This window comes from Marixanthomonas spongiae, assembly GCF_003095375.1.
GTDB classification, from domain to species: Bacteria; Bacteroidota; Bacteroidia; order Flavobacteriales; family Flavobacteriaceae; genus Marixanthomonas; species Marixanthomonas spongiae.
In genome coordinates this window covers 163,263-187,525 of the sequence record NZ_QEHR01000006.1, presented here as the reverse complement: position 1 = coordinate 187,525, position 24,263 = coordinate 163,263, and the positions used below count along the sequence as shown (strand labels likewise).

The following is a 24,263-nucleotide window of genomic DNA, read 5'->3' as shown; positions in this document are numbered from 1 at the left end:
GTTTTTCAGAAATTAATCGGCCAAAACAATCACATTGTTGTTGTTCATCTCAACGGTGCCGCTGGTAATTTTGAGTACCCACTTGCCGTCTTCTTTTGTGAATTTGTTTTCAAATCCTTCGGCTATGGTCGGGTTTCCGGAAAATTTCACTTTCCCTTCTGCCAATACAGATACTATGGGGGCGTGGTTGTTTAACATTTGGAACTCACCTTCTACGCCCGGTACGGTTACCGATTCTACTTCGCCACTTACCAAAGAGGCCTCTGGGGTTACTATTTCTAAATACATATTGTTATAAGTATTGAGATGTGAGATGTGAGATGTGAGATACTCTAATATCTCAGGTTTCATATCTCAAATCTAATTTACGATTCAGCCAACATTTTTTCACCTGCTTCTATCGCTTCTTCAATAGAACCTTTCAGGTTAAAGGCGGCTTCGGGTAGGTGATCCAACTCACCGTCCATAATCATATTAAAGCCTTTGATGGTTTCTTTAATGTCAACCAATACTCCAGGAATACCCGTAAACTGCTCGGCTACGTGGAATGGTTGTGATAGGAAACGCTGTACACGACGTGCACGGTTTACCGCTTGTTTATCTTCTTCAGATAATTCTTCCATACCCAAAATAGCAATGATATCCTGTAATTCTTTATACCGTTGCAACAGCTCTTTTACACGTTGTGCACAGGCATAGTGCTCTTCGCCCAAAATATCGGCGGTAAGAATACGTGAGGTAGAATCCAATGGGTCTACCGCTGGATAGATACCGAGCTCGGCAATTTTACGTGAAAGCACCGTGGTAGCGTCCAAGTGAGCAAAAGTTGTTGCCGGTGCCGGGTCGGTAAGGTCATCGGCAGGTACGTAAACCGCCTGTACCGATGTAATCGATCCTTTTTTGGTGGAGGTAATACGTTCTTGCATCGCCCCCATTTCGGTTGCCAAGGTTGGTTGGTACCCTACCGCAGAAGGCATACGGCCTAAAAGTGCCGATACCTCTGAACCTGCTTGTGTAAAACGGAAAATATTATCTACGAAAAACAGTACGTCTTTTCCTTGGCCATCGCCCGCTCCATCACGGAAATACTCGGCAATGGTCAATCCTGAAAGCGCCACACGGGCGCGTGCTCCTGGTGGCTCGTTCATTTGCCCAAACACGAAGGTTGCTTTACTTTCTTTCATTGCGGTCTTGTCAACTTTAGACAAGTCCCATCCGCCATCTTCCATAGAGTGCAAAAAGTCGTCACCATACTTGATAATGCCAGATTCGAGCATTTCACGAAGCAAATCGTTTCCTTCACGGGTACGTTCCCCTACTCCTGCAAATACCGAAAGACCACCGTGGCCTTTGGCAATGTTGTTAATCAATTCTTGAATCAATACGGTTTTACCTACCCCGGCACCACCGAACAATCCAATTTTACCTCCTTTTGCGTAAGGTTCAATCAAGTCGATTACTTTAATACCGGTGAACAATACCTCGGTAGAAGTGGAAAGGTCTTCAAATTTTGGTGCTTCCCGGTGAATGGGCAGCCCATTGTCACCCGCTTTAGGAAGGTCTTCCATCCCGTCAATAGCATCACCTATTACGTTAAAAAGACGTCCATATACTTCCTCACCAATTGGCATTTGTATGGGGGCGCCTGTTGCTACAGCTTCTACACCGCGGCTTAATCCATCGGTAGAATCCATCGAAATGGTTCGTACGGTGTTTTCCCCAATGTGCGATTGTACTTCAAGAACCAATAGGTTACCGTGGTTGTCCACTTCTACTGAATCGTAAATTTTTGGAAGCTCGACTCCGTTAGCAAATTCTATATCCACCACCGGGCCAATGATCTGTGCAACTTTTCCTTTAACTTGTGACATTATTGACTGTTTATTTTTTAGTTATCCAAGGGTGCAATTACCACCCTGTTTTTGAACGGCCTACCCTTTCAGTTAGGCAGGTGCAAAGATAGTTTTTTCTGTTTAAATTATGCAATGGAAATTGATGATTTTTTGAAGGGTGTTTTTCTGAAGCAAATAGCGCCTCAAATTTCACTTTTTCTGAAGGAATTGACATTCAATTTCAATATAAAACCAAGTTGACACTTTAAAAATACAGCGATAAAAAAAGCCCAGAGCGATTTGCCCCTGGGCTTATTTATTAAACTACAATGAACCTGTATAAAATTTAAAAAATCCTACCTGAAGCAAACCAGGCACTATTGATTAATAGTCCACGAAATATAATATTGCGAACCTATGGAACCGGCACCGGGAGCACTTCGATACTCGTCGCCAGCAATATTGGTCCCGCCTATTTTAATGACCGATTTCAATTTTGGGATGGTATAATTCACCTGTGCATCCAGAACGGTCCTGGAGTCTATAATAGCATTGGCGATGCTGGATTCCCATAAATATTCGTCACTCCATCTCGCATTGATTTTAAACCCAAAGTTTTTGAACACTTCTGGGTTTCCAAAAGACAATTTCACCTGATGTTCTGGGGTGTTGAACGCCGCCCTGAAATCTGGGTCCGAAGCTTGGTCAAAATCAAACTTCGCATAGGTATAGCTCAACCCAACCCGATAGTTTTCGGCAAAATTTGTGGAAAGCCCTGCTACCAAGCCATACGAAGACACCTCGGCCTCAGAATTGGTGTACAGCTGAAACACATCTACGTTCCCAGTGGCCAAATCCATAATCCCGGAAGCATCGAAAGCACTTCCGCTTTTTGGGGTAACCACCAGTTTGCTGCTTATAAAGCCATCGTATATATTATAGTACGCATTGATATCCATAAAAATTTTGCCCAACTGCCCACGATAACCTACATCGAAGGCGGAAACTTGCTCTTGTTCCACCAAGTCGGTCTGTACCGGAACCAATACCGACGGGTCGCCAGATTGAGAAAACGCATTTACCGAAGCCAAGGAGTACGAATCGAAATACGCATCTCGACCCGTTAAATCGGTACCAGGCAGGTCGCGATCTAAATTATCTTCGGCGGAACCCACCAAAATGGCACGCCCCACATTCAGCCCAATAAACTGCGACTGGGTGTCGGGGTTTCTGAATCCCGTTTGAAAAGAAGCCCTGAAGTTGTGCTCTCTGTCGGCACCTGCAGCATATACCAAAGACACCCTTGGCGAGTAACTTGGATCGAACTTATTAGCTTTGTCGTAGCGAATAGATGCCGTTAGTTTAAGTCTCTCATCCATAAATTTTTTAATCCCTTGAACGTAGGCGCCATATTCATCGTATTCAATGGGGCCATCATAATCGGTAAAGATGGTACCGCCCGAATCCAGTGAATACCGCCTTACCGAACCGCCGACTTGCAAATCCATTACGTCGTTGAGCAAGCTCCTAAAATTGTAATTTCCTTCCCCCACATACATTTTGGAGTTGTCCACAAACTTAGATCCCACGCTTACATCGGGGTTGGAGGTTACTTTGTCAAACGCAGCTTGGAATTCTGGTGTTCCGGGCTGAAAGGTCACGTTTTCATCGGCAAACACGCGGGCACCGGCATGCGCTTGTTCGGGGCTTGCGCCAGTGGTAATGGCGTTTAAGTAGGCGCCCACATAGGTTCCAAACCATTCTGGGGCGTTAATGCGGTTGATGTTAATTCCCGTGAAACGCATATCATAGGAATCACCGGCATCTTCGGTGGTGGCATATCCCCGAACAAAGAAGTCATCTCCTTTTACTTCCAATTTATGTTGCTGCAAGAGGAAACCTTTAAGTTGATAGCGGCTCGCTCCTTGGTAAATGGAATTTCCGAAGCCGAGCCTTGAGTTCAAGATGATTTCCGTGTTACTGTTGCTGAAGGGTCTAAAGTTCAAGGAGAAATCTGCCTTTCCGTTAATGGCCTCATAATCGGTAACATCTTTTTCTTTGTAACCGGTTCTGCCCACCACGACCGATGGCACTAAGCCACTTGCTCCTGGAGGGATAAGGCCTGCGGCTTCCAATGATTGCGCGACGGCATTGATATCGGTCGCCACTTCGTCTCCATAGATATTGATCCCATCGTGTGCCAATCCAGAGCGGAACGGCGAGATAAAATCGGGTTCGCCGGGCTCGTTCAAGGTATATTGGCGGTAATCGGTAGCCCACCATTCGGTTCCTTTTAAATAGGAAAAAGATGCTTTTGCCGCCATTTTATCACTTATTTTATGCGCCACACGGATTCCGAAATCATAAAACCGGTTATCGCCTGCCGCTTCTTGGCTGGTAATCCCTGTTTTGTAATATACGCTTATGCCTTGGTGTTCAAATGGGTTTTTGGTGTTCATAAACAATATTCCATTAAAAGCGTTTGCACCGTAGAGCGCAGATGAAGCACCGGGAAGGATTTCCACGCTTTGTACGTCCAGCTGGTTAACGCCCAAGAAGTTTCCTATTACAAAATTCAAAGCGGGTGAGGCATTGTCCATCCCATCGACCAATTGCACAAAACGGGTATTCGCAAAGGAGGAAAACCCCCTGGCATTGACCGAATTGAAAGTCAACCCACCTTTGTTTACATCAATTCCCTTTAAATTTTCCAGTCCGGTGTAAAAATTGGGAGCGGCACTGTTTTCAATGTCCCGGGAGTCAATACGCTCAATGGTCACTGGTGATTCCCGTACACTCTCCGGGGTCCGGGAGGCCGAAATAATCACCTCATCCAGCTTATCGCCTTGCGGCAATACTATGGAAAAGTCTTGACCTTGCGCAGTTACTTGTTGGGTAACCGACTGAAACCCCACACTACTAATTTGTATAGAAAACGGCGGATCTTGATCTACCGTTAACATAAATTTACCGTCGTAGTCTGAAACGGTTCCCGCATTGGTGCCCATCACGATAATGTTGGCACCCAAAATAGGCTGCTGGTCTTGATCGGAAACAGTTCCCGTAACGGTTGTTTGCGAAATTGCCATGCCGCTAAAGGCAAATAAGCAAAGGAGGAGTAGTTTTGTTTTCATAATCTTTTCAGTTAGTTATAGAGGTTAAAACTGAAAGATATGAATTTTTTTAAGATTATGTTAATTTTTCACAAAATGACCTGATATTATTTTTAAAAATGGCCAGTATTTTTTTCTGAAGATCGTTTTCGGCATCAATATCCCTGCCGTCAATTTCTATGACCGGGGTCAATTCGCCCATGGTACCCGTGGCGAAAACACCATCTGCGTTATATAATTGTGACAGGGTGAGGTCGGTTTCTTCTATGGGAATGCTGTTTTTCTTGCAGAGCGCTATAACCGTGGCACGGGTGATGCCCGGCAAACATGCGTGAGCATAAGGCGTGTAGATAATACCATTTTTTATCATAAATAGGTTGCTGCCGTTCAGTTCGGCCACAAAACCACGTTCGTCCAGCATTAGTCCGGCATCTTTCCCCGCCACGTTGGCCTGTATTTTTGCGAGGATGTTGTTCAGTAGATTCGCATGGTGAATTTTACTGTCCAAAAATTGTGGGGCATTGCGCCGTTGGCTGGAGCTTATCACCTTTATGCCGCTTTTGTTGTCGTACACCAAAGGCTTCCACTCTGCCAGCACAATTAAGCACGAACCGTTCTGGTTAACGCGTGGGTCCATGCCACTGGTTATTTTTTCGCCTCGGGTCAATGTTAATCGAATGTGCACCTCGTTGTCCATACCATTGGCGTCAAGCGTTTTTTTTATGGCTTTTTTTATGGTTTTTTTAGTCGGAATATCCTCAAACGCCAAGGTTTTGGCACTTTCTTGTAAACGCGTAAGGTGTTCATCCAGACAGACCACGCCTTCGGGATATACCCGCAGACCTTCCCAGACCGCATCGCCACCTTGAACCGAACTGTCAAAGACCGAAACCTTGGCCTCGTCCCGGTGGTAGAGTTTGTCTTTTATAAATACTTGAATATCGCGGTTGCGTTCGTCAAATTGCTGTAGCATAATCAATCGTTCTTTATTATGTGTTTTTTCAGGGTATTGTAATACGGCATCGCTTCTTTTAAAACGGATTTCAAATGGTTTGGCAGCTCGGTCTGGGTTCTTTTTTGCTTCTGAAACCCTTCGGAATTGTGCACGTTTTTATACCAATACGGCGCCCAGATGCCATCTTCAGGAATGCCGCCTTTAGGCCAAGATATCATTTTTGATGTATAAGGAACATTTAGGACGTGGCATATTTTTTTTAAATAGGCTTCTGGTGCTTTCATAAGTTCATCGCTGTCTATAACGGTGGGTATTCGTCCGTTTTGTTTCAGGAACAAAAACATTTCCGAAGCTTTTTTAATACCAATATCCTCCAATTTGGGGTTGTCGATCACTTTTGAAAAAGAAAGGAGCAGTTTTTCAGGATGCCTTATTAAAATGAGGTTGTCCCATTTCAGAATAAAATCAGGTTCCTCACTTATATAATGATGCGCCATCCCTTTCACGAACACATGGTTTAGGCTTGAGAGCGTTTGAATACTGGCTATAATGGAACTCAAGTTTAAGTCCATGGTATTAAGAATCTCCTCGGTTGCGGGATGGTCTGTTTGGGTTGTTGTGTTCTTTAAGTAATAGCCGTAGAAAGGTTCGTCCATTACGGCAAAATCCTCTCGTTGTGCAAAGGAATACATTAAAGCGGTAGATAGGTTTCTAGGACCTGAAATAAGGTTGACGATTTTCATGACGCTGCGCTTGAAATAAGGAAACAAACACTAAAAATACATCAAAAATATATGCAATGGGATGCAAACTTGCAGAAAACACAAGAGGGTGTTTAAAAAGCAAACACAAATTGATTTCTGCGGTCGGGCGCAGCCGATACTTCTTTGACAGTGAAAATCTTGTAGTTCTCGATTGCGTTTGAACAGATAGTTAAAATTGCTTTTTAGAAACCCTCTTTACACAATAGCCCGTTTTCTTATTATTCCACGGTAACCGATTTTGCCAAATTTCGTGGCTGGTCCACATCCCTGCCCAACATGACGGCAATGTGATAAGACAGTAATTGCAAGGGGATTGTCGTGACCAGTGGTGATAAGGTTTCTGGAGTAACAGGAACTTCCATAACGTAGTCGGCCATTTCTTTAACCGTAGTGTCGCCTTCACTTACTACGGCAATGATTTTTCCGGCCCTGGACTTGATTTCTTGGATGTTGCTCACCACTTTTTCGTAATGGTTGTTATTGATGGCAATAACCACGACTGGCATTTGCTCATCGATCAAGGCGATGGGGCCGTGTTTCATTTCGGCGGCGGGATAGCCTTCGGCGTGAATGTATGAAATTTCTTTTAGCTTTAATGCGCCTTCCAAAGCAACCGGGAAGTTATAACCCCTTCCCAAATAGAGGAAATTGGCAGCATCTTTAAATACTTTTGAAATTTCCTTGATGTTTTCATCACTTTGCAACGCTTCTTCCACTTTTGCAGGAATCATATCCAGTTCGCGTAAGTGCAACATATAATCACTTTGTGACAACGTTCCTTTGGATTTTGCCAACCGAAGCGCCATCATTGTCAATACGGTAATTTGTGTGGTAAACGCCTTAGTTGAAGCCACCCCTATTTCGGGACCGGCGTGAGTATAGGTGCCGCTATGCGTTTCCCTTGAAATGGTAGAGCCCACCACATTACAAACACCATACACAAAAGCACCTTTTTCTTTGGCCAATTTAATCGCTGCCAAAGTGTCTGCCGTTTCACCGCTTTGCGATATGGCTATTACCACGTCTTTTTCGGTAATGATGGGGTTACGGTACCTAAATTCGGATGCATATTCCACCTCAACAGGCACCCGTACCAAATCTTCGAAGATATATTCGGCCACCAAGCCGGCATGCCAAGAGGTACCACAGGCCACAATGATGATGCGATCGGCATTGATAAAGCGTTTTATATGGTCTTCTAGACCTCCCAAACGGACAATACCTTCGTTGGCAAGCAAACGCCCTCGGTACGTATCTTTAATTACCGATGGCTGTTCATATATTTCTTTAAGCATAAAATGGTCGTAGCCGCCTTTTTCAATTTGTTCCAGGTTAAGCTGCAACTCTTGAACATACGGTGTTACCAATTTATCGTCTTTAATTTTTCGCACTTTAACATCACGGTCACGGCGAATAATAGCCATTTCCTGATCTTCCAGATAAATTGCATTTTTAGTGAACTCAATAAAAGGCGAAGCATCGCTGGCTACAAAAAATTCGTCATCGCCAATGCCTATGGCGAGCGGACTGCCTAACTTGGCCACTACAATTTCATCGGGTTTGTTTTTATCGAACAGGGCGATGGCATAAGCACCGACTACTTGGTTTAACGCAATCTGGACTGCTTTGCCCAACTTTACGTTTTCCTGTTTTTTTACTTCTTCGATCAAGTTTACCAGCACTTCGGTATCGGTATCGGAAGTAAAGGTATAGCCGCGGTTAATCAATTCTTTCTTAATAGAAGCGTAATTTTCTATGATTCCGTTGTGGATGATCACCAAATCCCCACTATTGGAATAATGCGGATGCGAGTTGATGTCGTTAGGAACGCCGTGCGTAGCCCATCGGGTATGGCCAATGCCCAAACTTCCTTTTAAGGAAATGTTTTTTTCTGCTTTCGCTTCAAGGTCGGCCACTTTGCCCTGTGTTTTGCACAATTGAATGTCCGAACCATCAAACAACGCAATGCCCGCACTGTCGTAGCCTCTGTATTCCAAGCGTTTCAACCCATTTAAAATAATGGGGTACGCTTCCTTTTTGCCTATATATCCTACAATTCCGCACATGATGTTTACTCGGGTTTGGTGTAATAAAGTTCAAGTTTCAGTTTTCTGTCTTGGTTGGGGGAATTATTGCCGTGCAACACAGTTCCTTTTGGCGTCAATACACTGGTACCGGGTACGCGTTTTAACCCAGGCGACTGGGTGTTTTGAAGGTCTTGGAAATTGGGGGTTACCACATTATCGGTCACCACAAGGCCCAAAGGCACGTTGGTAGAGTCGCGGTTTATGAGGTTGCTCACGTGGTTGGTCAGTTTTATTTCGTAAAAATCGCCATCACCACTGGCATCCTTTTCAAGAGGGCCTAAGTGATATGTTTTATGGGTCAACGGATTGCCGGTGCCCGTAGGGTCTATTACGTAATCAATCAACACCCTTCCATTCGTCGCATCGAAAATCATAATGCGCTGGGGTTCTTTGCTCAAGGCGGCCGTTTTGTCCTTATTTACGTAAAACGTGAGGTTTGCCTCGTTGATCAAAGGTTTTTGGCTCCGGAGCATGTCCAGCTCATCAGGCACTCCGTTTGGCCCGGTTTCCAGATTGGCGTCTAGTTCGTCTTCTTTTCCGAATAACTGAATTACCGCCGCAATGCCGTCGCCCCCTTTAAGATATAGGTTTTCATCACCGTTCTCAACATCGGGGTTTTCAATGGCGGTTTGTATATTTGGCGGCAGTTCATCTTGCAACAAGCTCACGTTTATTCCCGTAAAACCCAGCGGCAAGGTGTCTTCGTCATCTTCATCGTCATCGTTTTTAAAGGAATAATGCAAGGTTATGTTTGCGCTTAAGGGATCAAAGAGAAAAAGGGTCCCCTTGTCCGTCATAGATTCGGCCTTAAAATAGATTCCCCGGAAATAATCTTTAAAGTTGTTGTTGCTCAACAGTTCGGAAGAGCCTTCTTTATCGATAATTTTCTGTTGAAAAAACTCAAGGGGAAGTTTCACGCGCAACCCTGGGGCTATGGTTTCGGTAATGGTGTCACCGTTCACATTATACGTAACAAGATCTATTCCTTTATCGCTGGGTTTAAAATCTTCTATCTCGAAAATCAAATCGCCTATCAACGAAGGGTTGTTGTCAAACTTCTTTTCCAAATCTGAGTAATAGTTCTGCGGGTCTTCAAAACCAGATTCGGGGTCTAAATCCCTTAAAAACAAATTAGACTCATACATCGAAATGTTGATTGGGTCCTCACCATATACAGAATCCAATGTATAGCTTATGGTGTCTTCACCGGTGCTTTCGCTGGTATTGAAAAAAGGGATGTACAGCACCACGCTGTCCAGTTTGGTACTGTCCCCAAATTTTGGGTCCACTTTTCCCAAGGTTACTTGGGAAAGGAGGCTTACGGTAGATTTTCCGTAGATGGGGTTGTTTGTTACGCCCAATTGGTAGGTGGTGAGCCCATTGGTTTGTATGGGCAACAGTTTACGGCTATAGGCCAGTACTGAATTGGTTTGGTCGGGCTCGATAAAGGTATTGTCGCCTACAATTTCAGTTCCTATAATTTCTATATCCTCTTCGCAAGATGCCAGGGCAACAACCAAAAACAATAAGGCTGCTAATTGTGGCAACAAATTCTTAATCTTCATAAGCAAATTTAAATGTGCGGGTGTTTTTACAATAATTTTGACTGGTAAAAGTCTAAATACGCTTCGGAAAAATCTTCCTTTTTGTGATATTTTAACACCGGTTTGTCCAAGTTGTTAAGGAAGGTTTCCAGTTCTTCGGGCAGTTCGTCTGAACCAATGATCGCAGCATCGGAGTTTTCTACGGCCACTTTCATCATATTGACGTAATTGGGTTCTTCCAAAGCATTTATAGTTTCTTCTTCAATACCATCAAACAATATTTTTTCTTTTACATCTTTGTTCAACGTACCTTCGAAGCCTTGATTGTACACAGAGGTAACTATTTTACTGTTTTCGAACAAAGGTTCTGTTCCGTAGTAGTTACGAAGGTACAAGGGCAAAAAGGAGGCCAACCAACCGTGAACGTGTATGATGTCTGGCGACCAGTTAAGTTTTTTGACGGTTTCAATGACACCTTTTGCAAAAAAGATGGCCCGTTCGTCATTGTCGTCAAAATAGTTTCCATCCTCATCTGCAAAGGTGGCTTTTCGCTTAAAGTAATCGTCATTATCTATAAAGTACACTTGCATGCGCTCTTTAGGGATGGAGGCCACTTTAATGATCAACGGCATGTCCAGGTCGTTGATGACCAGGTTCATTCCGCTTAAACGGATAACTTCGTGCAGTTGGTGGCGTCTTTCATTGATATTGCCGTAACGTGGCATAAAAATCCTGATTTGACCACCATTGTCATTGACCATTTTAGGGGCTTCAAACGACATGGAAGAAATCTCGGTCTCTGGCAGGTAAGGGATTACTTCAGAAGACACATACAAGACTCTTTTATCTTTCATAAATTTAGTACTTTAATAGCTTAGTTATTTTGAAAGTGCAAAATTACGAAAATTTATGTAGATTGCCCGTAATCTATTAATTTTGCCGCCACTCAAACTAAAACCATGAGCGTACACACCAACCGAGAATCGCTTTTAGCTGCTCTCACACCTTGGCGGAAATCACAAAAAATCGGTTTTGTCCCTACTATGGGCGCCTTGCATCAAGGCCACGTATCTCTTGTAAACAGAGCGTTGCAGGAAAACGACTGTGTGGTGGTGAGCATTTTTGTAAACCCAACACAATTTAACAATACCGAAGATTTAGAACGTTACCCAAGAACGCTTGAGAGCGATATTGCGTTATTAAATTCGCTCCACAATAACATATTTGTCTATGCACCGGAAGCCTCTGAACTTTACGGCAACACCGTTGAGGCTACCAATTATAACTTTCAAGGCTTGGAACATGAAATGGAAGGCAAACACCGCAAAGGGCATTTTAACGGGGTGGGCACTATTTTAAATCTTCTTTTTACTATTATTGAGCCTGACCGCGCCTATTTTGGTGAAAAAGACTTTCAGCAACTGCAAATCGTAAAAAAACTGGTGGAGATAGAAAACCTTCCCGTAGCCATCGTGGGGGTTCCCATTGTACGAGAAGAAAGCGGCTTGGCCTTGAGTTCCCGCAACCAGCGTCTTTCTGCGGCGCAAAAAGAGGAGGCTGTTTTAATTTCAGAAACGCTAAGGAGGGTTAAAGAGCGGTTTTCGTCGCATAGTATTTCAGAATTAAACCGTTTTGTGAAAGAAACCTTCGATAAAAACGACACATTAGTATTGGAGTACTTTGAAATAGCTAACGAAAAAACCTTGAAAACAGCCGTAAAAAAACAGAAAAACGAAAAATACAGGGCTTTTATCGCTGTTTTTGCAGGAGAAATAAGATTAATAGATAATATGGCCCTAAATTAATACCTTTGCAGCATGCAAGTACACGTAGTAAAATCTAAAATACACAGAGTTAAAGTTACCGGTGCAGACCTCAACTACATTGGCAGTATTACCATTGATGAAGATTTAATGGAAGCTGCCAACATCATTGAGGGTGAAAAAGTACAGATTGTAAACAACAACAACGGCGAGCGTTTGGAAACCTATGCCATACCCGGTCCCCGAAACAGTGGCGAAATAACCCTCAATGGTGCCGCTGCCCGAAAAGTTGCGCCAGGCGATATCTTGATCCTCATCACCTATGCCCTAATGGACGTGGAAGAAGCCAAACAATTTAAGCCCGCCTTGGTGTTCCCCAATGAAGAAAACAACCTCTTGAAATAACTTGAAAAAATCGCTTACAAAATTTCTTAAAATTGCCCTGCCGTTGGCCTTGGGCATTTTTTTGGTGTATTATTCCTACACAAAATTTACACCCGAGCAATTGGATGAAATCGCTTTTTACTTTAAAAAGGCAGATTACACCTTTATCGTGCTTTCGGTGCTTTGTAGCTTGGTAAGCCATATTATACGGGCCGTACGCTGGAACCTGCTGCTGCAACCCATAGGCTATTCTCCTAAACTCTTTAACAATTTTATGGCAATCTCGGTGGCGTATTTAATGAATATGTTCATCCCAAAGAGTGGAGAGGTTTCCCGCGGCATCGTGCTGGATAAATATGAGCACGTACCGTTTGATAAAGGCTTTGGCACCATTATCTCGGAACGGGTGGTCGATCTGGTTTTTTTAATGTTCTTTACTGCTTTGGCCCTATTTTTGGAATTTGACGACCTGTATGCGTTTTTAACCGAATATATCAAACCCTCAAAACTGTTCCTTGCCATAGGAATTTTGGTGGTGGCCGCCATTGTTTTTTTTATTTTCCTGAACTATTCAAAAGCAAAGTTCACGCTAAAAATAAAACAGTTTTTGCTGGGCCTGAAAGATGGCATCTTCAGTATTTTCAAAATGAGGAAAAAAGGCTCGTTCATCGTTCAAACCTTTTTAATTTGGGGGCTGTATGTCTTGTCTTTTTACGTGGCCACATTTGCTGTAGATGATACAGCGGCAATTCCCTTGGGCACGGTAATCATCGCCTTTGTGGTGGGCAGCTTTGCCTTTGCTTTTACCAACAGTGGTTTTGGCAGCTATCCTTTTTTTGTGGCCGCCATCCTTGCGGTGTTTGGCATCCCAGAAACAGCCGGAACAGCTTTTGGGTGGATTGTTTGGACATCGAACATCATCTTGATCGTCTTGGTGGGCGGGCTGTCGTTTCTCCTGTTGCCTATTTACAACAAAGTGGAAAAATAAGTTTTGTTTTTCAAAAAACAGCTATTTTTAAATTTTAGTATCTTTCCGGTCCTAAATCGAAAACCTTATGAAAAAAACCTTGCTTCTCGTCTGTTGCTTTCTAATTACACTTTCGGCCAGTTCACAGATTTTATATGAAGAATTCCATTCAGAAAAACTACAGGAAACCCGCAAACTGAAAATCCAGCTTCCCCGTAATTATGACACCAACACCGAAAAAGCCTATCCCATTGTTATTGTGCTCGACGCCGATTACCTTTTTGAACCCGTAGCTGGAAACGTCGATTATCTAAGTTATTGGGAAGATATGCCCGAGAGCATCGTGGTGGGCGTTATGCAAGGCGAATCGCGCTACGAAGACTGTAATTACGACGACACCAATTTTTTCCCGGCTGAAAAAGGAGCCGCTTTTTTTGAATTTATAGGCTTGGAACTGTTGCCGTATATTGACAATAACTACCGCACGGCAAAATTCACCATTGCTGTTGGGCACGATTTTACGGCAAATTTCATTAATTATTACCTGTTTAAAGACCCACCGCTTTTTAATGGGTACATTAGCCTGAGCCCAGATTTGGCTCCCTTGCTCGACGAACGCATCCCCCAGCGCATCCCCGCCATAGAATCGAAGGTTTTTTATTACTTGGCCACCGGTACCGACGATATTAAATCGTTGATGGAGGTTACCCAACTGCTCAATGCACAACTGAAACAGATTGACCAAGACAATTTTGAGTACTATTACGACAATTTTGATGGCGCTACCCATTATTCCTTGGTAAGCCGGGGAATCCCCAATGCGTTGGAAAAAATATTCTCAGTCTATCGTCCCATCAGCAAAAAAGAATACAACGAAGTATTGCTGAAAATGGACAGCCCGGTGGACGAATACCTTAAAGATAAATACCACACCATCGAAACGCTTTTTGGGCTTACCAATCCCATTCGGGTAAACGATTTTATCGCTACGGCAACCGCTGCCGAAAAACTGAAACAATGGGAATCGCTACGGGAAATAGGCACCATGGCCAAAAGACAGTACCCAGACAAAAACATGAGCGATTATTATCTGGGCCGTTATTATGAAGAAATTGGGGAGCCCAAAAAAGCCATGCGAACGTTTCAAGGCGGTTTCGACAAAGAAGAAACCGATTTTATAACCGTGGACATGCTTCTGGACCGTGCCGACAAGATAAAAACCGATTTTGGCTATTAAAGCTTACCGATGGTCACCCGGTTTACCAAGGCCCAATTGGTAAGGGCATTGGTCCCTTTTTCAATAAGAAGTTTATCAATAATGTTGCTGCGGTGTTTCTCAACCGTCCGTCTCGACACAAAAAGCGTTTCGGCAATTTCCGAGGTGTTTTTTTGCGAGGCAATCAACTTTAAGATGGTTACTTCGGAAGGGGTCAATGTTTTTAACTTTTTCATTTCTTCTGAAGCAATGTTGAGGGAGCCCCTATCGAACGATTCGCTGAAATATTCCCTTCCGTTTAAGACGGCTTCCATGCAATCGTCGATTTCCTTAAAGGAATCCTCTTTCAGCAAATACCCATCAATTTGAAGGGCTTTGGCCTGTACGATATATTCAGGCTCTTTATGAAAAGAAAGGATAATAAATTTGGTGTTGATGCTATTGTTCTCTTTTGCGGCTTTAATGACTTCCAACCCGGTCATCAACGGCATGTCGATATCTAAAAGCGCTATGTCCGGTTTCAGTTCTAAAATCAAACTCAACGCCTTGTTGCCGTTGTTGGCCTGCCCTACCACATTGTAACCGTTTCGGCTTAACTCCTCGTTGAGGCCGCTCAACAGCATAGGGTGATCGTCTGCAATAACTATGGTAAAGTCTTTGTTTTCCATATTAAGTTGGTATTTCCAATAAAACAGAAGTTCCTTTTAAGTGCGCGCTTTGTATGGTGAGTTTAGAATGGATTATCTTGGCGCGCTCCAAGAGGGTTTTCATGCCTAAGCTTTCTCCATTGTTCAATTTTTCAGAATACTCAAAACCGTTGCCATTGTCCTTGATAAAGGCTTCGATGGTTTTTCCCTTTTTATGGATGCTTACCGATGCTGCCTTGGCCTCGGCATGTTTTACCATGTTGTTGAGCACCTCTTGTACAATACGGTAAAGGTGCAGGGCTTGGTCTGGGGTTAAATCACCATCGATGTTTTCAATTTCGTTGGTGAAAAAGATGTTGGTATTGGCGTCCACCTCGTTTATCATGGTCTCGATGGCCTTGGTTACGCCCAGTTTTTCAAGGCTTGCCGGATGCAGTCCCCTTGAGATGCTCCTGAGTTCCTCTAAGGTATTTCCTGCAAGGGATTCCATGGCGGCATCGCCGGTATTTTTGGTTTTTTTGGTAAGCAGCATCAGTTTTTGGCCTACGCTGTCGTGAAGCTCCCGGGCCACACGGGTACGCTCGTCTTCTTGAGCTTTTATCAAATCTTGCGAAAACCGTTCTTGCAGTTTCTGCCGTTTTTTGGCAGCCGTGCGGGAGCGGTACAAAAGCACGCCGGCAAAAGCCCCCAGCATTCCCAAGCTGCCAAAAAGCATCCAGTGGTTTTTAAGCCTGTTTTCGGCATCGAGCAGGGCGATGTCTTTTTGCTGCGCCTCGATTTTTGAATCCCGTTTTTCGGTTTCGTACAAGGTTTGGTAATAGCTTAGCCCTTTTGCTTTTTGAACGTTTGAGATAGAGTCTTTTATGTTTTCGTATGCTTTAAAATGCCGGTATGCCTGTGCATCGTTGTTTTGGGCTTCATATACATCGGCCAAAAATTTTTCGGCAGTCATAATGTTTTCAAAATTAGAGCTGTTCCTGTTTATTGTAAGGTGTTCTTTCCCGTATTGCAGTGCTTTTTTATAGTTTTTCTTTGCAAACCAATAATCTTTCAACGCCTCGATGTGCAGCTCTTTATTCCGTTGGTTTTGAGTCCCTGCTATTGTTTTTTCCAGTTTTTTCAAATAGGTTTCCGCCAATGTGATACTATCTTGTTGGGCGTAAGCAATACTGAGGTGCGACAGCAATATGGGGTTGTAAAACGACGCATGCATTGAGCTGTCCGAAGCCTTTTTGGCCAATAACAGGTTTTCGATCCTGCGTTTTGGTTTGTTTTGTTTTTTGGCATCGGTTGCGGCATTGGCATAAAACGAAATTAGCTGCGAATAGCTTTTAATCGCTTTTGCAAAAGCAATGGCTTCGTCCCGTTCTTTTTGGGCTTCTTCATAAAAACCGTTTTGGCTGTACAAAATGGAGAGTGAATTTTTCGCGCTGATTATATTAAAGGTGTCTTTTAACCGTTTAAATATCTTGATGGATTCTTGCAGTCCTTGCGAACTTTCGGCAAAGTGGCCCATTTGGCTTTGGGTGCCTGCCTTGTACATTTTTGCAAGCCCCAATAACCGCTCCTCATTGGCCTGTTTGGCAAACACTTGGGTGGTATCGTAGTATTTAACGGCCGTTTCGTACTCCTTTATATAATAATAACTATCCCCTATGTTTAAAAACAGCTTTGCTTTGGTGCCTTTATTTTGAAGCAATGCGGCCTTTTGAGACAATCTTTTGTATTCCCGCAGCGCCTTTTCTGGTTTTCCTTCGTTGTTGTTCAAAAAATCCATCCTGTTGGAAAGCTGGTACATGGCGATATTCAATGAATCCAATTGCACTGCAAAATCGATGGTTTCCGCTAAAATCGAGTCGGGATTGCGGTTGGTGTCGAAATAAACATAATTGGACAGGCTGTCCATCCATTTTAATTTCTTTCCATTTTCCGAAGTGTTTATGTGCTGTTTTAACGCCTTGATTACCTGCTCATTTTCTTGCGCTGGCAACGCAATATAAAACAAGCAGAGCAATAGGAGTAAAAGATGTTTCATTGGGGAACGCATTTACTTGTGTAAATATACTTATTTTAGCAAAGATTATGGCAAAAACAAAAACCACTTTTTTCTGTCAAAACTGCGGCGCGCAGTACTCAAAATGGCAAGGCAAATGCACCTCGTGTGGCGAATGGAACACCATTGCCGAAGAAGTGGTGCAAAAAGCCGAAAAATCGAGTTGGAAATCAACTACGGCAACGGCCAAACGAGCAGCGAGACCGTTACGGGTTTCTGAAATATCTACCGTTTCCGAAGCGAGGATGAACACAAAAAACAATGAACTCAATAGGGTTTTAGGCGGCGGATTGGTCCCCGGCTCGCTAACCTTATTGGGCGGCGAACCCGGAATAGGAAAAAGTACCTTGATGCTTCAGGTAGCCTTGCAGCTACCCTATAAAACGTTGTATGTTTCAGGGGAAGAAAGTGCGCAACAGATTAAAATGCGGGCCGAACGCATCCAGCCGGTTTCAGAAAACTGCTATATCCTTACCGAAACCAAAACACAAAATATTTTTCGAAACATTGAAGAAATCGAGCCCGATATCGTGGTAATCGATTCCATTCAAACCCTGCATACCGACCATATCGACAGCAGTGCCGGGAGTATTTCGCAAATTCGGGAAACCACGACCGAACTTATAAAATTTGCCAAAGAAACCGCTACACCTGTTATTTTAATTGGGCATATTACCAAAGATGGCAATATTGCCGGGCCAAAAATTTTAGAGCATATGGTCGATACGGTTCTTCAGTTTGAAGGAGACCGAAACCACGTGTACCGCATACTCCGCGCACATAAAAACCGTTTTGGCAGCACCAACGAGCTGGGAATTTACGAAATGCAAGGCAGTGGCTTAAGGGAAGTATCGAACCCTTCGGAAATATTGATTTCCAAGAATGAAGAAGACTTGAGCGGTACGGCAATTTCAGCAACCCTTGAAGGCATGCGCCCGTTGATGATTGAAATTCAAGCCTTAGTTAGTTCGGCAGTTTACGGCACGCCACAACGCAGTGCCACGGGCTACAACGCCAAACGGTTGAATATGCTGTTGGCCGTACTCGAAAAACGGGCAGGCTTTAAACTGGGTGCAAAAGATGTGTTTTTAAATGTTACCGGAGGCATTTCGGTGGACGACCCTGCAATTGATCTTGCTGTGGTAGCCGCGGTGCTTTCGTCAAATATCGATGTAGCGATAGATAAATCATTATGTTTTGCTGCCGAGGTAGGCTTGGCTGGCGAGGTACGGCCCGTAACCCGAGTGGAACAGCGCATTCTCGAAGCCGAGAAACTGGGTTTCGGGAGTATCATTGTTTCCAAACACTGCAAATTTCCGAAGCAAAAATTTACCATCAACATCATTAAAGTGGCGAAGGTACACGATGTGGTGCGGCATTTATTTGGCTGATTTTTGGTACAGTTTCTGCACTGCATCAAGCAGCTATGAAAATAAAGATATTCGCTGCCATAACATTACTTACCTTATTGGGGTGCAAACAAATACAAAAAGCAACCGACGTTGTTACCCAGCCAACCGCCAGGGAAGTATACGAACGTGGTTTCGACGACGAAAATTCACAATTTACTTCTTGGAAAACCGCTTATAATCGAGCCTTTAAAGACAGTCTGAAAATTGAACTTCCGTATACCGAAACGGGAGTTTTCAATTCCAGAAACAATCCTGTTTATAGTTATTTGGTTTCAGTTCAAGAGGGCGAGAAATTGATTGTTTTTACCGAAATGCAAAACGACTCACTTTCGGTATTTATTGATTTATTTCAGAAGAAAAACGATTCTGTATTCCAACAAAAACCGAGAATAAGCAACGAACCAGGAACCAAATCAATTACTTATGAAAGCGGTAAAAATGAAACCGTAAAACTTATCCTTCAACCTGAATTAGCAGCTAATTCTTCTTTCTCAATGAAAATTTACACGGTTCCCATCTATGGTTTTCCCGTGAGCGGTGCTGGAATTAAAAACATACAGAGTTATTGGGGAGCCACCCGAGCTGGCGGAAAGCGCTCGCACGAAGGGGTCGATATTTTTGCCAAACGAGGTACGCCCGTGGTTGCCGTAACCGATGGTCGCGTTTCCTCAACAGGCAACCGCGGTTTAGGCGGTAAGCAAGTTTGGTTGCGTGATGGGCTTTTTGGTCGTTCCATTTATTACGCACATTTAGACAGTATCGCAACTACGACCGGAAAACGAGTAAAAAGCGGTGATACATTAGGTTTTGTGGGCAATACTGGCAATGCCAAAACCACGGCGCCTCATTTACACTTCGGGATTTACAAAGGCTATTCGGGAGCCATCAATCCCTTACCATTTATAAAAAAGCAGAAAATCCCTGAAGTTAAAAATGCCAATAAAGATTCCTTCGGAAAAATAACCCGTAATAATTCTGAACTGCGAATAGGCTCATCTACAAAATTTATGCAAGTAGCAAGTTTGCAAAAAAATGATTCTGTCATGATTCTAGGAAAGAACAACAGTTGGTACCACATTCAAAAAAGCGATTCCTTAAAAGGATTTATCCACCAATCGTTGCTTAAACCATCTTCTTCAAATTAACACTTCTTTAGGCAGTAAACTAAAACAGACACGGTATCTTTAAGATTCAATCTTAAAAACGCACTGCATGTCAATCTTTTCAAAAATTAAACAAACTATTTCCCTTCTAAAAGATGTAGATCTTGATGCTTTGGGGAAATTATCGCAAAAAGTAGATTTACCCGAAGTGATGACCGCTGTGGGCGAATTAGACGACCGTCAGTTAAAAGGCTTGATGAAAATGCTGAAAAGCCAAGGCAAGAAAGGACAGCACAAACTGCCGCCCATTGATGGTGATTTTTACGACCTCAGTTTAAAATTGACCGAACGCCAACGCGAAATCCAGTTAAAAGTGCGTCATTTTATGGAGAAAGAAATAAAGCCCATTGCCAATGAATATTGGAACAAAGCCGAATTTCCTTTTGAAATCATCCCAAAAATGGCCGAACTCGACATTTGCGGCATTGCCTACGACGGCATTGGCCCCGATGAACAAAGCTTTTTAATGGAAGGCATTATCGCCATGGAACTGGCCAGGATTGATGTCTCTATCTCCACTTTTTTTGGTGTGCACAGTGGCTTGGCAATGGGTTCTATTTACGTATGCGGCAGTGAGGAACAAAAACAAGAATGGCTGCCGAAAATGCAACGGATGGAAAAAATAGGTGCCTTTGGGTTGACCGAACCCGATGTGGGATCGGCCGTAGCTGGCGGTTTAGGGACTACGTGTAAACAAGGAGGCGATGAATGGATTTTAAATGGACAAAAAAAATGGATTGGAAATGCCACCTTTGCCGATGTAGTTGTCATCTGGGCACGGGACGAAGATAGTGGCAGGGCCAAAGGGTTTTTGGTTCGAAAAGGAAACCCCGGTTTTAAAGCCGAAAAAATGGAGAACAAAATGGCGCTCCGTACCGTACAAAACGCCTTGATTACCATGAAAGATTGCCGTGTCCCTGAAAGTGATCGATTACAAAAATGTGAATCATTTAAGGATACCGCTAAGGTGCTAAAAATGACTCGTGCTGCCGTAGCTTGGCAAGCGGTGGGTTGTGCCCGGGGAGCGTATGAAAGTGCTTTAAAATACACTAAGAAACGTGAACAGTTTGGACGTCCTATCGCTTCGTTCCAGTTGATACAAAATCATTTGGTGGAAATGGTTTCAAACCTTACAGCGATGCAAACCCTTTGTTTCAGACTCTCAGAATTGCAAGATGAAGACTTATTGACCGATGAACACGCCTCGCTTGCCAAAGTGTTTTGCAGTATGCGCACTCGTGATGTGGTAAGCCGCGCCCGTGAAGTAATGGGCGGAAACGGTATTTTATTGGAGCACGACGTCGCCCGCTTTGTCGCCGATGCCGAGGCCATTTATAGTTATGAAGGTACCAAGGAAATAAACTCGCTTATTGTAGGGAGGGCGATTACGGGGTATAGTGCGTTTGTGAGTTAGGACTTTAAAGACTAAATGGTTCCGATTAAAATCGGAACCATAACAATAAAGAAATAAGACTAGTTTCTAACTTTTTATGACTGACCCTATTTCTCCGATAAGCATTTAAGTGTTTGCATCAGTTTATTACTTTGATCGGAGGAAAAATCTTTTTCTACATAACTTTTTGAAGTCCATACTCGCATTGTTTCTATCTCCTTTGTTGAAAGTTCTTTTAAATCTTTTTTATTACCAAATGTACCGCCAAAAAATAAAGTCATTTTTGCGTCACAATTAAATTTTCCATTATTGGTAAGTTCAAGCCTAGACCCATCACGAAATAATATATTAATTGTATCATCATCGTCTATACAACTTCCAGCACCAGCTGCTTGAATTGATAGAATTGTATATCTCGAACCATTCAAAGCATATATTCCAAAACCAGTTTTGCCACCATCTTCTGAAATTATTAAAGTTTCTTTAGCTGCAGTGGTCGATCTTCCAGTCATTTTATCGGTTTCTGTGGAAATCAATTCTGAACATTCTAAATTCAATTCGTCTGAGCTAACCTCTCTCTTTTCTATGTATTTCCATGTCCCATCTTCATTTAACAATACCTCTTTGCCTTCTTTAGTTGTCGCATTTATTTGGGCTGAAAGAAATTGACCAAATAATATTGATAACATAATAGTTAATAGTAATGATTTTTGCATAATTTAATTTTTAACTTTTAATACCTACTTCCGAATTTAGTTGGCTTTTCGGTATATTCCCAACAGGAGGAAAATAAAAATTATTATGATAAACACAAAAAGGTTTTCAGTAATAAAGATTAGTAATCTAATTGGGTGTAGCTATATAAAGACTAAATATCATTCAACAACTTAGAAATTTCATCCAGTTTTGGGGTTAAAATCACTTCTATTCTACGGTTTTTTGCTTTTCCTGCAGAAGTTGTATTTGTTGCGATGGGCGCGTATTCGCCTCTTCCGGCAGCAGTCAAGTTTTCTTTTGGAATCGAAGCATTTTCGGTTAAAATATTCACGATGGCGGTGGCTCGTTTGGTAGAAAGGTCCCAATTGTTTTTTAACGGGCCGTTGCCACCGTACGGTACATTATCGGTATGGCCTTCAATTAACACGGCTATTTCGGGGTTTTGTGCCAATACTTTTCCCAATTGAACGACCGCCTGTCTTCCACGTGCGTTTACCGCCCAGCTTCCGCTTTCAAAAAGCAGTTTGTTTTCCATGGAAACATATACTTTCCCGTCACGCTGTTCCACAGTAAGGCCGTTGCCTTCAAAGTTGGTCAAGGCAGCAGAAATGGCATCTTTTAAAGCTTTCATTTTAGCATCTTTTGCAGCGATGATGCCTTCCAATTCATCCACGCGTTTGGAGCGCGCGGCTAAATCTTTTTGTAGTTTGTTTAATCGCTGGCTTTCGGCAGCCAATGCGCGTTCTTTTTCTTCTAATTGGGTTAAGAGTTTTCGGTTACGCTCTAAGTTTTCGGTTAATGCCGAGGAGCTATTTGCTTCCAACGCATCGTAAGATTTTTGTAAACGCTTGTAATTTTTTTCTGAAGCAGCCAAATCCATCGCCAAACGTGTGTTTTCGGCTTTTAATTTTTCAATTTCTTCCCGCAATTGAGCAACAGAATATACTTCTCCATTTGTCGAAGTATTATCCAACTGCGACATTAACGATTCGTTTTCAGATTTTAAATCGGCATAGCGATCTTTTAAATCGTCATATATTTTTGAGGAAACGCACGAGGTAGTTATCGATGCGATTAGGATTCCGAGGAAAAGATTTTTAAGCATGGTATTGGATTTTTAAATATTGAGATTCCCGTTTTCACGGGAATGAAAGTTCCACCAAAAGTGGACAGTGGTCGCTGTGTTTGGCTTCGGGTAGTATAACGGCTCTTTTTAGGTTTTCTTGTAACGGTTTTGCAACCATATTATAATCGATGCGCCAACCCTTGTTATTGTTGCGGGCATTGGCGCGATAGCTCCACCAGGTATAATTATGGGGTTCTTTGTTGAAATGCCGGAACGAATCTATAAACCCGCTATCCATAAAATTGCCGATCCACTCGCGTTCTACCGGTAAAAAACCGGATACATTTTTATTGCGCACAGGATCGTGAATATCAATCGCTTCGTGACAAATATTATAATCGCCACAAATAACCAAATTGGGGATCTCTTTTTTCAATTCATTAATATAGTGTTGAAAATCGTCCATATAGGTCAACTTATGCTCCAATCGTGCAATGTTCGTTCCGCTGGGCAAATACAAACTCATCACGGAAAGATCATCAAAATCCACCCGAACGTTTCGGCCTTCGTGATCCATATAATCGATTCCCGTTCCATAAGCAACGTTATTGGGTTCTATTTTTGAAAAAATGGCCACGCCGCTATAGCCTTTCTTCTCGGCACTGTACCAATATTGATATGGATAACCGGCTTCCGTAATCGCATCGGTATCCACTTGCTCTTTCATTGCTTTGGTTTCTTGAATACAGATAACATCAGGATTGGCGCTTTGTATCCAATCTAAAAACCCTTTTCTAATGGCGGCCCGGATGCCGTTAACGTTGTATGATATTATTTTCATGACATTCTCTGCACTTCGACTATGCCTGCCTAAAGCAGTTAGGCAGCTCTGCATAAACTTCGGCAACTCTTTTTATAGGTTATCAATTCTTTTTTTGCGAAAGCAAGTTAAAAAATCTAAAACGCTTTAAGCAACCCTAACCTTAAATCTTTCCAAACTTAATGTTGTTTCCTTTTTAAGCATCAATACAAATAGTACGTCGTTTTATAAATTTTAATCATTTGTCTTTCTATTTTTTTAAAGCAACATTGATTTTTTTTTATTATCACGATATATTTCTATGGCCTAATCTCAATCAGCTAACCAATAAATTTTTACATTTGCACACAACCAATTTCAAAACAGA

General features: G+C 42.7%; 20 protein-coding genes. 7 read left to right on the top strand and 13 right to left on the bottom strand.

Features of this window, described 5'->3' with window-relative positions; translation table 11 throughout:
- Positions 1 to 12 precede the first annotated feature (12 nt).
- The 8 genes from DDV96_RS10545 to DDV96_RS10510 all read right to left on the bottom strand — a co-directional run bounded on the left by DDV96_RS10545 (position 13) and on the right by DDV96_RS10510 (position 11,149).
- On the bottom strand, positions 13 to 288 hold the full coding sequence (locus DDV96_RS10545; RefSeq protein ID WP_116694735.1) for a F0F1 ATP synthase subunit epsilon: 276 nt from the start codon (positions 286 to 288) through the stop codon (positions 13 to 15).
- Positions 289 to 365: 77 nt separating this feature from the next.
- The gene (gene atpD, locus DDV96_RS10540) at positions 366 to 1,871 is read right to left on the bottom strand and encodes a F0F1 ATP synthase subunit beta (protein ID WP_116694734.1); all 1,506 of its coding nucleotides are present in this window, start codon (positions 1,869 to 1,871) and stop codon (positions 366 to 368) included.
- A gap of 338 nt (positions 1,872 to 2,209) precedes the next feature.
- Positions 2,210 to 4,966, bottom strand: a complete 2,757-nt coding sequence (locus DDV96_RS10535; protein ID WP_116694733.1) for a TonB-dependent receptor — start codon at positions 4,964 to 4,966, stop codon at positions 2,210 to 2,212.
- Between the two features lie 55 nt (positions 4,967 to 5,021).
- A complete protein-coding gene (locus DDV96_RS10530; RefSeq protein WP_116694732.1) occupies positions 5,022 to 5,918 on the bottom strand; it encodes an aminotransferase class IV in 897 nt (298 codons plus the stop codon).
- A 2-nt stretch (positions 5,919 to 5,920) separates the two neighbouring features.
- Positions 5,921 to 6,643: a sulfotransferase-like domain-containing protein gene (locus DDV96_RS10525; RefSeq protein ID WP_133240841.1), complete on the bottom strand. Its 723-nt coding sequence runs from the start codon at positions 6,641 to 6,643 to the stop codon at positions 5,921 to 5,923.
- Positions 6,644 to 6,882: 239 nt separating this feature from the next.
- Entirely contained in the window at positions 6,883 to 8,730 is a 1,848-nt protein-coding gene (gene glmS / locus DDV96_RS10520) for a glutamine--fructose-6-phosphate transaminase (isomerizing) (protein ID WP_116694730.1), read from the bottom strand.
- A gap of 5 nt (positions 8,731 to 8,735) precedes the next feature.
- Positions 8,736 to 10,316 (bottom strand): DUF4270 domain-containing protein, encoded by a 1,581-nt coding sequence (locus DDV96_RS10515; protein WP_116694729.1) that lies wholly within the window; start codon positions 10,314 to 10,316, stop codon positions 8,736 to 8,738.
- A 26-nt stretch (positions 10,317 to 10,342) separates the two neighbouring features.
- Positions 10,343 to 11,149, bottom strand: a complete 807-nt coding sequence (locus DDV96_RS10510) for a glycogen/starch synthase (protein WP_116694728.1) — start codon at positions 11,147 to 11,149, stop codon at positions 10,343 to 10,345.
- A gap of 105 nt (positions 11,150 to 11,254) precedes the next feature.
- Here DDV96_RS10510 and panC point away from each other — a divergent pair, with 105 nt between their 5' ends.
- From panC to DDV96_RS10490, 4 genes are all read left to right on the top strand, one after another.
- Positions 11,255 to 12,100, top strand: coding sequence for a pantoate--beta-alanine ligase (gene panC / locus DDV96_RS10505; protein ID WP_116694727.1), 846 nt, complete (start codon positions 11,255 to 11,257; stop codon positions 12,098 to 12,100).
- A 12-nt stretch (positions 12,101 to 12,112) separates the two neighbouring features.
- Positions 12,113 to 12,463 (top strand): aspartate 1-decarboxylase, encoded by a 351-nt coding sequence (gene panD, locus DDV96_RS10500; protein WP_116694726.1) that lies wholly within the window; start codon positions 12,113 to 12,115, stop codon positions 12,461 to 12,463.
- Between the two features lies 1 nt (position 12,464).
- Positions 12,465 to 13,430, top strand: coding sequence for a lysylphosphatidylglycerol synthase transmembrane domain-containing protein (locus tag DDV96_RS10495; RefSeq protein WP_116694725.1), 966 nt, complete (start codon positions 12,465 to 12,467; stop codon positions 13,428 to 13,430).
- Between the two features lie 67 nt (positions 13,431 to 13,497).
- A complete protein-coding gene (locus DDV96_RS10490; protein ID WP_116694724.1) occupies positions 13,498 to 14,646 on the top strand; it encodes an alpha/beta hydrolase in 1,149 nt (382 codons plus the stop codon).
- On the opposite strand, the gene DDV96_RS10485 is transcribed toward DDV96_RS10490, so the two are convergent.
- Both DDV96_RS10485 and DDV96_RS10480 read right to left on the bottom strand, forming a co-directional pair.
- Positions 14,643 to 15,293, bottom strand: coding sequence for a response regulator transcription factor (locus tag DDV96_RS10485; RefSeq protein WP_116694723.1), 651 nt, complete (start codon positions 15,291 to 15,293; stop codon positions 14,643 to 14,645). The genes DDV96_RS10490 and DDV96_RS10485 overlap by 4 nt on opposite strands.
- A gap of 1 nt (position 15,294) precedes the next feature.
- Positions 15,295 to 17,307, bottom strand: coding sequence for a tetratricopeptide repeat-containing sensor histidine kinase (locus tag DDV96_RS10480; RefSeq protein WP_165806003.1), 2,013 nt, complete (start codon positions 17,305 to 17,307; stop codon positions 15,295 to 15,297).
- Between the two features lie 47 nt (positions 17,308 to 17,354).
- Between DDV96_RS10480 and radA the strand changes: the two genes are divergently transcribed.
- The 3 genes from radA (at position 17,355) to DDV96_RS10465 (ending at position 21,314) form a co-directional block, all read left to right on the top strand.
- A complete protein-coding gene (gene radA / locus DDV96_RS10475) occupies positions 17,355 to 18,716 on the top strand; it encodes a DNA repair protein RadA (RefSeq protein WP_116694721.1) in 1,362 nt (453 codons plus the stop codon).
- 35 nt (positions 18,717 to 18,751) lie between these two features.
- Entirely contained in the window at positions 18,752 to 19,882 is a 1,131-nt protein-coding gene (locus tag DDV96_RS10470; RefSeq protein ID WP_116694720.1) for a M23 family metallopeptidase, read from the top strand.
- Positions 19,883 to 19,949: 67 nt separating this feature from the next.
- Complete coding sequence (locus DDV96_RS10465; RefSeq protein ID WP_116694719.1) at positions 19,950 to 21,314, top strand: acyl-CoA dehydrogenase family protein; 1,365 nt, start codon at positions 19,950 to 19,952, stop codon at positions 21,312 to 21,314.
- Positions 21,315 to 21,400: 86 nt separating this feature from the next.
- Here the strand turns inward: DDV96_RS10465 and DDV96_RS10460 are convergent, their stop codons facing one another.
- From DDV96_RS10460 to DDV96_RS10450, 3 genes are all read right to left on the bottom strand, one after another.
- Positions 21,401 to 22,009, bottom strand: a complete 609-nt coding sequence (locus tag DDV96_RS10460; protein WP_116694718.1) for a hypothetical protein — start codon at positions 22,007 to 22,009, stop codon at positions 21,401 to 21,403.
- A gap of 152 nt (positions 22,010 to 22,161) precedes the next feature.
- Positions 22,162 to 23,115 (bottom strand): OmpA/MotB family protein, encoded by a 954-nt coding sequence (locus tag DDV96_RS10455; protein WP_116694717.1) that lies wholly within the window; start codon positions 23,113 to 23,115, stop codon positions 22,162 to 22,164.
- 34 nt (positions 23,116 to 23,149) lie between these two features.
- A complete protein-coding gene (locus DDV96_RS10450) occupies positions 23,150 to 23,917 on the bottom strand; it encodes an exodeoxyribonuclease III (RefSeq protein ID WP_116694842.1) in 768 nt (255 codons plus the stop codon).
- Positions 23,918 to 24,263 lie beyond the last annotated feature (346 nt).